The sequence below is a fragment of the Shouchella tritolerans genome, from assembly GCF_025770735.1.
GTDB lineage: Bacteria > Bacillota > Bacilli > Bacillales > Bacillaceae_D > Shouchella > Shouchella tritolerans.
On record NZ_JAODPB010000006.1, the window covers coordinates 25,753 to 39,177 of the forward strand.

Sequence of the window (13,425 nt, forward strand, 5' to 3'; positions counted from 1 at the left end):
GTTTCCTCCAACAATTAATGTAAAGTCGTTTGTAGCCACAATTCATCCAGCAAGCGTAAGCAATGATCGGCATCGTTTCCAAGCGCCGTTACGTGCCCCATTTTCCGCTTTGGTTTCGCGTCTTTCTTTCCATAAAGGTGCAACGAAACGGAGCCGAGACGGTCAAGGCGGCCAAGCAATGGGCCAATATCCTCTCCAAGTATGTTTTCCATTGCCGCGGCGGCCAACAATTCAGTCGAGCCGAGTGGCAATCCGCACACAGCGCGGATATGTTGCTCAAACTGGGAAGTGCGGCACGCTTCTATTGTATAATGCCCCGAATTATGGGGTCTAGGGGCGAGTTCGTTGACAAGCAACGACCCATCTTCGTTGACGAACATTTCTACCGCTAACAGCCCGACTGCCTGCAAACCATTCACTATTTTCACAGCCAACTCAAGCGCTTGTTCTTCTGTTTCGCTTTTAATGCGGGCCGGAACGATCGTACGATGGAGAATGTTGTCTTTATGTTCATTTTCTGCTACAGGAAAGGTCTTCACTTCGCCATTGCGCGATTTGGCGACAATAACCGATATCTCCCGTTCAAAGGGAATCATTGCTTCGAGCACAAGCTCCCCTGAGGCAAGAAGCGTTTTTACGGCTGCTTCTAATTCCGCTTTCGTGTGTACAACCGCTTGGCCTTTGCCATCGTAGCCGCCGCGGCAAGTTTTCAAAACCGCTGGCAAGCCTACTTTTTTGAGTGCTTCTTCGATATCGGCTTCCTCATAAATAGGAGCGAAAGGGGCGACTGGCACCCCTAAAGCAGAAATGGCCTGTTTTTCTTTAAGACGATGCTGTGTTGTCCCTAGCACTTTAAACCCTTGGGGAAAGTCGCTTAACTCTGTGATTTTTTTAGCTGCTTTTTCATCTATGTTTTCAAACTCATATGTGATGACATCACTTACATCGGCAAGTTGTTTGCACGCTTCTCCATCATCATAGGCGGCCGTAAACACATGGTCCGCGATTTGTGCACACGGGGCGTCAGGAGTCGGGTCAAGCACAGCAATCCGGTACCCCATTTGCCTAGCCGATAACGCCATCATCCGGCCCAGTTGGCCGCCGCCAATAATGCCGATCGTGCTCCCTGGCTTTACTTCGTTCATACGAGTTCACCACTGCTTTCTAGAACGGTCTTTTTGATGCGTTCACGGCGCTTTGCCAATCGTTGTTGCAACGCCTGGTCCGTTGTTGCAATCATTTGCGCTGCCAAAAGCCCAGCATTAGTCGCACCTGCTTTGCCGATTGCAACCGTGGCCACAGGCACTCCCCCTGGCATTTGTACAATCGACAACAAGGAGTCCAACCCTTTTAATGCACGTGATTCAACAGGAACGCCAATGACCGGGAGAAGCGTCTTTGCCGCAACCATTCCTGGCAAGTGGGCCGCTCCCCCTGCCCCTGCAATAATGACACGAAGCCCCCGCTCTTCCGCTTGTTCCGCGTATTCAAACATATAATCAGGAGTACGGTGGGCGGACACCACTTTTTTTTCATAAGGAACGCCAAGTTCTTCTAAAATCTCACTGGCATGGCGCATGGTTTCCCAATCAGAAGTACTGCCCATAATGATGCCGACGATCGGCTGTTTCATGTCACATCCCCCACTCTTGTCTTTTTTGCAAACAGAAAAAGCATAGAACCGCTTTCTTTCCAGATACTCCATGAGAGAAAGTTCGCAAATCCTATGCCGAAAAGGCTAATATGCGCGTAATGACTTCCCCTCATAGTCCGGCAATTTACGGTTGCCGGGTAGAAACGTTCGAGCCATATTCCCGAGTATATATGAGGCGTTTTCGTTTTTAACTTGCTTTTCCCCTTTTAGTTTACGCATCCTCCTCGTAAGTGTCAATAAATAGTCGAACATTTTATTAAAAGTATTTTACATTGTTCGTTTTTATCTTTTTTAGGTACTGCTGAAACAAATGCCCAATTGCTGCATAGCATAATGTACATTGATTCAATGATACTCCATTTAATTTCATGATTGTCATTGTTGATAAGGAGGACAGACGATGAGCGCTTTTGAACAACGAACCAAACGCCTCTTTCTGTTTATTGTTTTTGGCATTGCCTGGGGATGCGCCGCACTCGCGCTTGCCGTCCCGGAAACACCGGTTTTATACCTTGCTATTTTTGCCGCAGCAAGCCCGCTATTTGCTGCTTATACGTTGCATCTATCAAACTATAGCGACTCGTTCTTTGCCCATGTTTTCCTTTCAGGGAAACCAAACGTCTGGTGGATTGTTGCCGTTTTCGTCCCGCTTTTCTTTTGTTTTGTCCTGTTGTCTTCTTTTACGCTTATCGCGCCTGCACTGATGACGAATCCGTTTATTTGGCTGCTCGTTTTTTTCGCTGCCCTATTGCAAGAGGTCGGTTGGCGTGGTTTTTTTCAAAAAGAGTTTACTAGATTGACTTTTTGGCAATCCTCGCTCATTGTCGGTGCCATTATCACCTGTTGGCACATCCCCGTTATTCTTGTATTTTTCCAAGGCAGCGATTGGCACGTTTTGCTTTTGGCTGCTTACTTTTTGCTAGCAAGCGCGCCCCTTTCTTTTTTGACGGCGACAAGCAAATCGTTAATAGCGGCAGCGCTTATGCAAACTGGGTTATTCATGGTGTTTTGGCTTAGTGTTCCTTACCTGCAAGCTGTGATTGTCGTTTTCGCTTTGCTTCTCATGCTTAATGGCCTTGTGATGCTCGCCAATGCTGTCTATCCAGCGTTATACCGCAATGCGTTTGTCATTAAGTAAGCATTGGCTTTTCTCATCCCCCTTGCTATACTAGATGAATCTTAAAAGGGGGGAAGAGACTTGTTTACGCTTGAGCTCGACGATCACAGCTACGTGTACTACCCACCACTTACTACCCTTACAGGCTGCTTGAAGTGGGGGCTTCTTGGGTAATCGCCACTTTTAGTAGCTGACGAACTGGACCAAGCGAACCATTTTGTTCCAAGAGTGAATCCAACCACCATTTTAATTTCCTTACTCTCAATCTCCTTCTCATACTCTGTAAGAATGGAAATATCATATTTCCCGGATGAAGTTATCGAAATCGTGCACGATTTGATTTAGTGTCCTGAAGGGATTTCTCGATGTTGTCTGATTTTGACCCTTTTTACTTTAGGTCATTTGATATGACCACCCAACAACTGAATATTCCCATTTACAACATTCGTTGTGTAGCTTTGCTTGTGCCGCTTCCTTTTCGGGAACTTAGCCTTTCCTTTGAAGAATGCTTTATATGCCTTATCCAAATGAAGTTGTGCGTTCGCTAACGATAATGAGTCTACTTCTTTCAACCACTCATACTCTTTTTTGTATTTGGCAGGAGTAGGGGCTTCGCTTTTTTGAAGGCATCTTTATCCTTTTTCAGTAACGCATAGTCTCTTTTCGTTCCGCTAACATCTTGTTATAGACATAGCGAACACATCCGAACGTTTTACGTATAAGCAAAGCCTGTTTATCTGTTGGATACAATCTGAACGTATACGCTTTATTTCGTTTGGCCATATCAAATCGCCTCATTTAACCGAATGTACGTTCCTGTTATATCATATGAAAAGCTTTTCGGCTATCGTCCAACCGGTATCCATCTCCCCTTACCGTTGGGCTAAAGCCCTTCACACGCTTGAAGAGGGAGACTTCTTTCGGAAATACGTTAAACAATGAATGGCAAGCAAATGCAGAGTAATCGGACAACGAAAACATCCCCAGGCTAGTTGCGCTAACTAGCCTATAGAATATGTACCCCTGTTTTTCTATCTTCCCCCACCACCCATTCTCACGATTAAGCTCACACTTAGCCGATCGCTGAGCAGGCTTGCTTTTCCTCCTTAAAGTTCAAGCAACCCAGGACCCGCCGCTCCTCCATAACGCTATCCCGATAACTGGGCATTCGCTTATCTGGCCAAGATGACGGACGAACCGCCAACCACAGAAGCAGCCACTTCCAACTCATTCAGTGCATTGTTAATACAGATCTTGATTGAGTTTAAAAATCATAAAATGTATAATGAAGACAAATTATTTTTTAGTCAAAAAAATTTTGTGAAAGGGTGTAGAGATGGAAAGCATACACGACGAGCTTCCTCTTCTTTCTTCTATTATTAAAGGAATTGCTGCTCAGTTCGGTCCCAACTGTGAAGTTGTTTTGCACGATCTGACAAAAGGGTATGAAAGTACGATTGTCCTCATTGAAAACGCCCATGTTACTGGCAGAAGGGTCGGCGATTGCGGGAGTAATTTAGGGCTAGAAGTATTACGAGGCAGCACCAACGAAGGGGACCGTTATAACTACATCACCCATACACGGGATGGAAAAGTTGTCCGTTCTTCCTCTATCTATCTTAAAAATAGCAAACAAGAAGTAATCGGCAGTATTTGTATCAATATGGACATTTCCGATTTGATGATTGCCGAGAATGCAATTAAATCACTAACGTTGCACGACTCCGAGGAGAAAGTCGACGAAGTATTTGTAAGTGACGTCAATGAACTTCTTGATCATTTAATAGGAGAATGCCAAAAAGAAATCGGCAAGCCTGTTTCCCACATGTCGAAAGATGAAAAACTAAAAGCACTAAAGTATCTTGATGAAAAAGGGGCTTTTCTCATTAAAAAAGCTGGTGATCGTGTTTGTGAGTTTTTCGGGATTTCAAAGTTCACGTTGTACAATTATTTAGACGAGGTCCGATCATAAAGATCAATAAAAGTAGGGGGATTTCATACTAGCTAGATTCTTTACACTTTTACACGCGCATCTCTAGACGCCACGTTGTATCCTTTATTCGTGGCTTTCATGGAAGAAGATGAACCTTATGCCATACTGTTTACAAGATTCCATAGCTCCTCCTCTGCTATGTTTCCGGCTACTCCTGGTTTATCGCGCAAATACGTGACGATCTCCCCTTGCTGCAATCCTACATAGACATACAGCCCTTTTACAATCATCCTTAAGTACTCAAAGGATGGTGCATGGAACGGTACTTCCTTTTTCCACTTTGCCGTAAATGTAAAAATGGGAAACCCTTCCTCTTCCCCGGCGTAAAGCACTGTGCCGTACCAAGAAGGAAGTACCGTTTTCCTCCCTCTTTGCTTCACTTCGCCGATGTCGATTGAAAAAGCGAGTCCATTATTTTCCTGTTTCACGACATCTTCAAATTGCTCTTTTGTAATTAAATACTTCCGGCTATATGTATAAGCTCCCGCTAAAGGAGTCAAGCCAATAAAAGCCACACCCTTCTTTTGCCAACGGTTTGAGTTTTGAGCAAAATAAAGCGGGAAAGGCAGTCGATGCGCACTTTCCTTTATTGGGTGGGCAGGATCCGAACAACCAACTTCTTCGATCTCTGCTCCCTCTGGTTGACCGCCTTTTATATAACAAAGAAACCGCTCCCTGTTCATATTCGATCCATAGCTGGCATACCAGACATACGTAGCGTTATCCATTCGATTCTCCCCCTATTTTAATCTTAAGCCTCTCCTTTCATTGTTATAAAATCAGCCCTATTCTATTCTAACTTTATGTAGAGGGAGTTTGTTCTCCCTTTAAAGATTGACTGACTTCATCAGCACTAATCCTTTGTCAACTGATGTTTCTATATAACCAATGATTTGATCGGATTGTAACAACCAATCATACGGTAAAGATGCCTCTACACCGAGACACATCACTGATCTTTTTCGTTCACGTTCATTGGGCAGACACAAAAGGAGTGGTTCAAAACCACTCCTTATACACTCCCGCTTAAATGTTCATGTATCAATTTCCATTCGCCGTCATAAACGGTGAAAACATTCGTTGCCCTGCCGCTGCCTGAAACAAACGCGCCATTATGGTATCCTTCATACTGGTACGTATAAATGCATGTAGCGACCTTCTCATCGGCAGCTAGCCAGTGAACATTTGTCGCAGCGTAAACTTCCTCTTTAATGACTTGCCAGGCGTGTTGGAAGTAGTTTCCGATTTCCTCCAAAGACGTACACGTTTTATCTGTAAACCAGTACACCGCCTCAGGATGCAGCAACTTTTTTACTTCATTAAAATCATGGGTATTTGTTGCGTGAATGTATGCCTCTAATGCTTTCTGATATTCCATAGTGTCCTCCTGAATGATCATGCTTTTCCATCCTTAAAGCTTTATGGACGTCTTAGCCTTTGCCGGGTAACGAACTAAAAGAGGAAAAACGGATGTCAACAATTTCCCAACGAAACGAACGAGCCGTTACGCAAAATCATTGCCATCTGTTCGAATGCCTTCAAATACAATGCGCTGCCGAACATACTCAGGCTCCGCTTTGCTGTTTTTCTGGGCAAAAACGGGCTTCTCGATCCGCCTTACTGGCCGGTAGCCTTCCCGCTCCATCCGCGCCAAGCAATCGCTAATCGTTTCATTGGCCCCGACTTCAAATGTTTGTTTTTTCGGTTTCACTTTTTCCTCCTGCCATTAAAGCTAGTTTCCTTACAGCGATTTTACCACAAGTCACTCTATTCGCCTCACCTACATAAGTTCCTTTTTAGCTAGAAAGTTTTAAGAAACATTGAACGGCCAATCCCCGATTCGTACCGAGAAAAGGCTGTAACTTAGGAGCATTTTATAACCAAGTCTATTTTCGCTATTAGTGATTCGTTTTTAGAATGGAGGCACATTAGTATACTTTTAAAAGGCCTGCCAGCTATAAAGGAACCATCTACATTCGGTTTCAAAACTACTTATCATAAAAAAAGAAGCCGACATTTCCAGCTCAATAAGCTAAAAATAGGCTTCTATACTTAATAAAATGGTACAGTTTATCCTTTATGCTCTTGAAGAGAACTGTGCTTGCGAAGCCATTTGCTAATATCTGCAACCTCTAAATGATCAGTCGCAATTGCTACTGTAAATCGTTCGAGCTCAACTTGATTATTTGTCAATTCATAGCCGTTCATAACAAGGAAGTATTCAACCGACCATAAGGCCGTTCGTTTATTAGCATTATAAAAACAATGATTCTGCACCAATGATTGAAACAAAGCTGCGGCTTTCTCATAAATAGTAGGGTATGCATCTTTTCCAAGCACTGATTGTTTTGGACGATTTAGAGCCGATTCCAGTAAGTTCATTTCCTTTACGCCAATTTGTTCATCAGGTGAGTATTTCATAATCACATAATGATTAATCCTAATGACTTCTTGCACACTTGGATATTTCATTTTTACCGGTCAACCAAGTTTCGTGTCACAGTCTCAAATTTCTTATCTGTTTTTTTTAAGAAATCGATAAACGCTTGGTCAACTCCTTCGTCTTTTTTCACTGGCTTCACAATCATTGCCCCATCTTTGACCTCAATTTCCACCTCAGAACCGTTTTCAATTCCTAATACTTTACGTACATGGGATGGGACCGGTACAGCACTGCTATTTCCCCAGGGATGGACTTTGAAGGACATATTCTTACCTCCTCTTTGTTCTTTCATTATACTACCGCTCCTTCTTTGATGTATATACATTAGTATATATTAGTTTATGTCATTATTCCCTAAATGCAACCGGTTAAAACGATAGGCCTAATTAGCATGCCTTTGTTTGGTATTTACCGGCTTCTAACTAGCTTGTCTTGAGCAATACTATACCATCCCACCCCCAAACTACTGTCCAGAAATGTGGTCTTTAGCAAAATGAAAGAAACCGCCCATTTCGGGCGGCTTGCCTACATCCCAATCGTACGATTGGTGTCTTGTTTTCGGTTTGCTCTTCTTTTCCGCCATTCTGGGAAAATTAACGCAATAAGCGTTAAGGCAAATAGCGATACAGCGAGTGGGCTTTGCAGAAAAATCATGAACGATCCATCTGAAATCGTTAATGATTGGCGCAACATCTGTTCCATCATTCCTCCAAGAATAAAGGCAAGGATAAAAGGGGCTGCCGGGAAAGCAAAGATCCGCATTAAATAGCCGAGTATTCCAAATAAAACGAGTAAATAAAGGTCAAATGTGCTAAAGCTGACCGCGTATACGCCGACCATGCTAAACACGATAACGAGTGAAATAAGCAAAGGCCGTGGGACCGCCAATATTTTTACGAAGTAAGGAATAAGCGGCAAGTTTAAAATTAACAAGAAGACATTGCCGATATACATACTGGCGATAACCCCCCAAAACACAGTTGGATTTTCAGTCATTAACAATGGGCCAGGTTGGACGCCTAGCACGAGAAACGCTCCAAGCATGACAGCTGTTGTTCCCGAACCAGGAATGCCGAGGCTGAGCAATGGCACAAATGCGCCGCTTGTTGCCGCATTGTTCGCTGTCTCGGGGGCGGCAAGTCCTTTAATCGAGCCTTTGCCGAATTCTTCTGGTTTTTTCGCAAGCTTTTTTTCAGAAATGTAGGCAATAAACGATGAAATGGTTGCTCCTGCTCCTGGCAAAATACCAAGGAGAAAGCCTAGGAAAGACTGCCTTGTCATTGGTCCTGTCATTTCCTTAAAATCCGATTTGCTTAATTTTAGACTGCCGATGTTTTTAAAGGCACTCATTGATTCTTTCCGGTTTAAAATAAGAAAACAAACTTCAGCCAAGGCGAAGACACCAAGGGCAACAATGAGAAAATCGATGCCATCAAGCAGATTGACGCTGCCAAATGTAAAACGGGTTGTCCCCGTTTGTGAATCAATGCCGATCGTCACAACCATAAACCCAAGCACCGCAGATGTGAGCGCTTTCAATGTTGAGCCGTCGCTTAAACTAGCGATAGCTGTCAAACCAAGAAGCATAAGGGCAAAGTATTCTGGCGGCCCAAAGTAGATCGCGACGCTTGCCAACATTGGCGCAAACAACATTAACAACACAACGCTGACTGTACCGCCAATAAACGAGCAAATGGCCGATATCGCGAGGGCTTTCCCCGCCTTGCCCTGTTTCGCCATCGGGTAACCGTCAAACGCAGCGGCGACTGTCCCAGCAACACCCGGGGCATTCAACAAAATCGACGACGTCGAGCCCCCATACATCGACCCATAATAGACGCCGGCCATCATCACAAGTGCAATCGTCGGATTCATGCCATAGGTAATCGGGATCATAATCGCAATCGCGCTAATTGGCCCAAGTCCGGGGATCATCCCAATGATGGTGCCAAAAAGCACGCCAATAAAAACAAAAATAATTCCTTCCCAGCTGAATGCAACTTGAAAGCCTTGCAACAGCCCTTCAAATGAGCCCATGTTCTCCCTCCTTTAAAACGGCAAAATGCCTGCTGGCAGCCGAATGGCTAACCCGTAATTAAACAACCAATAAACGCCGACTGAAAAGGCAATCGATGTAATCGCATTAACAAGCCACTTTCGATATCCTAAAAATCGTGAACATACGAGAATGAATAACGTGGTCATTATCACGAAGCCAAGTACTTCAAGTACAGTAATGTAAATAAGAATGAGCCCCATTACAGTAAGGAGCATCCAAACTTCCTTTTTGGGAATCGTCCGCTTTTTCTTTTGCTCTTCCGTATCAGGGTCTTTCACAAAGAAAAAACAAATTCCTAGAACAAGCAAACTAGCTCCAAGCATTTTCGGCACTAAGTCCGAATCAACGGGAACAAACGCGTATTTTGGCAATTGGAATGCCATCACTAAATAAACAACTGCAATCCCAATCAACACAAGCGAAATCCCTCGATTGACAGTAAGTCTCATGTGATCCCTCCTTTAGTCACGGCGGAAGCCTAGCTCATCCAAAATTTGTTCTAAATCTTCTGATTGTTCCCCTAAGAATGCACGAAACGTCTCAGAATCCATGTACATTTCATCCCACCCATACGCCTCGCGCACTTCCGCAAACGCTTCAGACTCGGAAGCTTGTTTAAAGATCGACTCATAATAAGCAAGTTGTTCATCGGTCATATCCGGCGGCCCAAAAATGCCTCGCCACACGACAAATTCTGCATCAATGCCCTGTTCCTTCCCTGTTGGCAACGTTGATAAAAACTCGCCTTCCAACCGTTCAGGAGCTGTGATGCCAAGAACTTTCATTTTGCCTGCACGAGCCTGTTCCGCTGCTTCTGACACGCCTGTTGAGACAACGTCGACGCTGCCATTTAAAACAGAAGTCATCGCCCCGCCTTCCTGATCGGAAACATAACGGATTTTTGTAATGTCGACACCAGCCGCATCAGCAAATAAGACAAACTGCATATGGTCCATACTTCCTGGAGATGACACGCCAATTGTTGTCACTTGGCTCGGATCTTCGCGCATATCGGCAAATAATTCATCAAGTGTATCCCACTTTGCATCTGCTCTCACAGCGAATGCCCCGTAATCGGCAATTAAATTGGCAATTGGCGTAAAGTCTTCGTAGCCATATGGAGACTGCCCAGCCAAGGCGACAAAATGCAACGGTGGCGAGGAGATAAAGATATTATGGGGATCGTTTCGCTTATGGATGTATGCCCAAGCAACTGCCCCGCCACCGCCAGGTTTATTGACAACGCCAAAACTATGATCAGCAATCTTTTCTTCATCAATCGTCTTGGCAAGCATTCTTGCGGTTGTGTCCCAGCCGCCTCCAGCTGCCGCAGGAGCAATAAACTCAATGGGGCGGTCCGGCTCCCATTCCCCTTCTGCGTTAACGGATCCGCTTTGAACCGGCAATGAACAGCCACTAATTAGTAAAGCAACACCTATGCCCACGGTCCATATGCCTTTTTTTATGAACACCCTACTCTCTCCTTTCGTTTTATTTTTCTTATCTTACTGAGTTTTTTTCATAATGTAACCGTTTTCAAAATAACGTTCATTAAGTGCATATTATTTATTTTGTTCATAAAGTTCACGAAAAAAGGGCAAGAGACACCCTCTTGCCTTATTACGTTGCCCAGTACTTTCGCTCCGGTCTGCCAACAATGCCATATTCCAGCTCTGCTTTTGCTTCATTAGTTGAAATTAAATACTCTAAATAACGCCGTGAAGTTGTCCGTGAAGCGCCAAATTTCCGCCCTAATGCTTCAGCTGTTACCCCTTCCGATTGTTGACGCAGCAATGTGCGCACTTTTTCAAGCGTCAACTGGTCAATTCCTTTTGGCAATGCCACTGGTGGCGTATGTTTGGTTTTGGCGCCTTGGAAAAATTGGTCCGCTGCTTGCTGATCTATCGGCTGGCTATCCTGGAGCCACTTACGCAAGCTTTTGGCTTTATCGACCGACTGTTGCAAACGCTCAAACGCAATTGGTTTCACCAAGTAGTCAACAACGCCATTTCGCAACGCTTTATGGAAGATTGTTTTTTCAGTCGCCGCGGTAATCAAGATGATTTGCATATCGGAGCACGCTTGGTGCAGCTCTGGCAAAACGTCTACGCCGAGGCGATCTGGCAAGTACACATCCAGCAGCAGCACATCAGGCTGGTGCATTTTTGCAAGTGAAACAGCCTCTGTCGCATTTTGCGCTTTTGCGACAACGTCTATATTTTTCATTTTCCTTAAAAACTGTTCGTGAATTTCAGCCACTCGATAATCATCTTCGGCGATCATTATTTTCATGTTGTTCCCCCTTCCTTTACCTTCGGAATATACAAACTAATGATCGTCCCCGTCGGCTTATTCGCCTCAATTTCAAGAAAGCCACCTAGTTCTTTTAATGCCGCTTGCACGAGAGAGAGCCCAAAACCGCGATGTCCCCCTTCTTTTGTAGTAAACCCTTGCTCAAAAAGACGTTCAACGACATCAGGATCAATGCCAGTGCCATTATCGGCAATTTCAATGACAAGCTCTGTGCCGATGTCCGTCAAAAACACATCGACTTCTGGCGTTTTTGTTTCCAATACGGCATCAAATGCATTATCAATCACATTCCCAATAATTGTAACTAACGAAGCAGTCACTTGCGCCGGCCATATAAATGACACCGCGCTTTCTGGATTGATGGCTAGTGTGACTTTCTTTTCTGATGCCTTGGAAAGCTTGCCAAGCAATACGGCCTGAATCGTTGGATCAGCAATTTGCTCAAAAATGACTTTTTCATGGCGCGTATGTACGCCCGATTCTTCGTGGATAAATTCAAGCGCTTTGTCACTATAGCCAAGCTGAAGCCAGCCGGAAATGGCATACAGCTTATTGGTGAACTCATGTGCTTGCGCCCTAAGATCCTGGGAGTACTGCTGCATTTCAGACAGAGCATTAATCAGCTCGTATAGTTCAGAACGGTCTTGAAAACTAGCAACTTTCCCGCCATACTCACCGTTCTCTTCAATTGTTTTGTAATGGACAATCAACCGTTTATTGCGAAAAATTGCTTCGTGTGGCCCTCTGCGGTGCTGCTCTTTTAAAACCGCTGCCATCTCTGATTGTGTAAGCACCGCTTCGACTGGTTTCCCGACCGCATCATCTTCAATTTGCAACAAATCTTTCGCCGACTGATTGACAAGGGTCACGATCCCTTTTTGGTCCGTTGCGATCAATCCTTCTTTTATCGATTGGAACACCGCTTGTCGTTCTTTATAGAGTCTGGCAATTTGGTAAGGTTCAAGCCCGAACGTGTCGTTGCGGATGCTTCGTGCCAATGCCGTGCTTCCTGCGATTCCGACTAAAAAAATCAACAGCAGCCAAATCAAAAATACAACCACACCCTGTTTAAAGATGGAATCGATATAGCCGATCATAAATCCTACTGATACAACGCCAATGACGCCGCCTTCTTCATTAAAAACAGGCGTTTTCCCCCGCACCGCAGTGCCAAGGGAACCATCCGCCAACGAAATATAGCTTTTTCCGTAGACTAGCGCCTGTTCATTGTCTCCGCCTACCATTGGCATGCCGATTTTTTCATGGTCCGGATGGGTTAAGCGGATGCCATTCTCATCACCAACCACAATATATTCTGCACCTGCCCGTTTTTGGATAGCAGCAATCAACTCCTGAAGCTCGACTGTGCTCGCCCCCGCTTCCAGCGCTTTTTTTACGTCTGGAATTTCCGCAACAGCTTGGGCAGTCGTCAACGCTTGTTCACCAATAAGCTGGCGCGCCTGGTCTCGTTCTAAATAGACATATACCGCTGTGACGAGCACCATTATCAGTGTGATGAGCCCGCCTACGTATACGATAAACTTCTTTTCAAGCGACCGCTTTTTCACGTCACGCTTCCCCTCTCTTGTTGTCTAGTATAACGTTTTCAAAGAGTCTGGAAAAGGGGGCGATGGGATGGCGTTTTTTATTTATTTGTACTGGCTAATTTCCCTAGAGTGAAACGACACGCCCAAAAAGGGAACGAACTTCTACTTTTGCTATACTTAATAGCTGAGTGGGAAGGACAGGTTAGGACAACTTATAAAAATACTTGCTTCCAACGTGCTTGTTGTTTTATGGTTAGCAAATTATTTCCACTTAAAAAAGCGAAGTGACAGACTCATAC

Annotated in this window: 14 protein-coding genes, 1 pseudogene and 1 riboswitch; of the genes and pseudogenes, 2 read left to right on the forward strand and 13 right to left on the reverse strand. The window is 44.5% G+C overall.

The genetic code is table 11. The annotated features are described in order from the left end of the window. Nucleotides 1-14: 14 nt before the first annotated feature. Together purK and purE are read right to left on the reverse strand one after the other, a co-directional pair. Nucleotides 15-1,145, reverse strand: a complete 1,131-nt coding sequence (gene purK, locus N6H06_RS18175) for a 5-(carboxyamino)imidazole ribonucleotide synthase (RefSeq protein WP_263707646.1) — start codon at nucleotides 1,143-1,145, stop codon at nucleotides 15-17. Further along, on the reverse strand, nucleotides 1,142-1,633 hold the full coding sequence (gene purE, locus N6H06_RS18180) for a 5-(carboxyamino)imidazole ribonucleotide mutase (RefSeq protein ID WP_062750240.1): 492 nt from the start codon (nucleotides 1,631-1,633) through the stop codon (nucleotides 1,142-1,144). Before purE ends, purK begins: the two co-directional genes overlap by 4 nt. 113 nt (nucleotides 1,634-1,746) lie before the next feature. Further along, nucleotides 1,747-1,848, reverse strand: a riboswitch (purine riboswitch). 206 nt (nucleotides 1,849-2,054) lie between these two features. On the opposite strand from purE, the gene N6H06_RS18185 reads away from it, so the two are divergent. Beyond that, complete coding sequence (locus N6H06_RS18185) at nucleotides 2,055-2,792, forward strand: hypothetical protein (RefSeq protein ID WP_263707647.1); 738 nt, start codon at nucleotides 2,055-2,057, stop codon at nucleotides 2,790-2,792. Between the two features lie 143 nt (nucleotides 2,793-2,935). On the opposite strand, the pseudogene N6H06_RS18190 reads toward N6H06_RS18185, so the two are convergent. Beyond that, nucleotides 2,936-3,554, reverse strand: a pseudogene (locus N6H06_RS18190) (RNA-guided endonuclease InsQ/TnpB family protein); the annotation flags it as partial. Nucleotides 3,555-4,107: 553 nt separating this feature from the next. Between N6H06_RS18190 and N6H06_RS18195 the strand changes: the two are divergent. After that, on the forward strand, nucleotides 4,108-4,743 hold the full coding sequence (locus N6H06_RS18195; RefSeq protein WP_062750242.1) for a helix-turn-helix transcriptional regulator: 636 nt from the start codon (nucleotides 4,108-4,110) through the stop codon (nucleotides 4,741-4,743). 116 nt (nucleotides 4,744-4,859) lie between these two features. On the opposite strand, the gene N6H06_RS18200 is transcribed toward N6H06_RS18195, so the two are convergent. The 10 genes from N6H06_RS18200 to N6H06_RS18245 form a co-directional block, all read right to left on the reverse strand. Further along, entirely contained in the window at nucleotides 4,860-5,492 is a 633-nt protein-coding gene (locus tag N6H06_RS18200; protein WP_213029491.1) for a hypothetical protein, read from the reverse strand. Between the two features lie 284 nt (nucleotides 5,493-5,776). Beyond that, nucleotides 5,777-6,142: a YybH family protein gene (locus tag N6H06_RS18205; protein WP_062750245.1), complete on the reverse strand. Its 366-nt coding sequence runs from the start codon at nucleotides 6,140-6,142 to the stop codon at nucleotides 5,777-5,779. 126 nt (nucleotides 6,143-6,268) lie between these two features. Further along, entirely contained in the window at nucleotides 6,269-6,475 is a 207-nt protein-coding gene (locus N6H06_RS18210) for an NETI motif-containing protein (RefSeq protein WP_035204807.1), read from the reverse strand. Between the two features lie 359 nt (nucleotides 6,476-6,834). Next, a complete protein-coding gene (locus N6H06_RS18215; protein WP_404830363.1) occupies nucleotides 6,835-7,185 on the reverse strand; it encodes a type II toxin-antitoxin system death-on-curing family toxin in 351 nt (116 codons plus the stop codon). Nucleotides 7,186-7,238: 53 nt separating this feature from the next. Continuing rightward, on the reverse strand, nucleotides 7,239-7,472 hold the full coding sequence (locus N6H06_RS18220) for an AbrB/MazE/SpoVT family DNA-binding domain-containing protein (RefSeq protein WP_011245871.1): 234 nt from the start codon (nucleotides 7,470-7,472) through the stop codon (nucleotides 7,239-7,241). Nucleotides 7,473-7,732: 260 nt separating this feature from the next. Beyond that, nucleotides 7,733-9,244 carry a tripartite tricarboxylate transporter permease gene (locus N6H06_RS18225; protein WP_213029493.1) on the reverse strand — a complete coding sequence of 504 codons (1,512 nt, stop codon included), beginning with the start codon at nucleotides 9,242-9,244 and terminating at the stop codon, nucleotides 7,733-7,735. 12 nt (nucleotides 9,245-9,256) lie between these two features. Continuing rightward, nucleotides 9,257-9,715 carry a tripartite tricarboxylate transporter TctB family protein gene (locus N6H06_RS18230; RefSeq protein WP_062750248.1) on the reverse strand — a complete coding sequence of 153 codons (459 nt, stop codon included), beginning with the start codon at nucleotides 9,713-9,715 and terminating at the stop codon, nucleotides 9,257-9,259. Nucleotides 9,716-9,727: 12 nt separating this feature from the next. Then, a complete protein-coding gene (locus tag N6H06_RS18235; RefSeq protein WP_153020569.1) occupies nucleotides 9,728-10,738 on the reverse strand; it encodes a tripartite tricarboxylate transporter substrate binding protein in 1,011 nt (336 codons plus the stop codon). A 148-nt stretch (nucleotides 10,739-10,886) separates the two neighbouring features. Then, nucleotides 10,887-11,558 (reverse strand): response regulator, encoded by a 672-nt coding sequence (locus N6H06_RS18240; RefSeq protein ID WP_062750249.1) that lies wholly within the window; start codon nucleotides 11,556-11,558, stop codon nucleotides 10,887-10,889. Then, nucleotides 11,555-13,147 carry an ATP-binding protein gene (locus N6H06_RS18245; RefSeq protein ID WP_193754530.1) on the reverse strand — a complete coding sequence of 531 codons (1,593 nt, stop codon included), beginning with the start codon at nucleotides 13,145-13,147 and terminating at the stop codon, nucleotides 11,555-11,557. Before N6H06_RS18245 ends, N6H06_RS18240 begins: the two co-directional genes overlap by 4 nt. Nucleotides 13,148-13,425 lie beyond the last annotated feature (278 nt).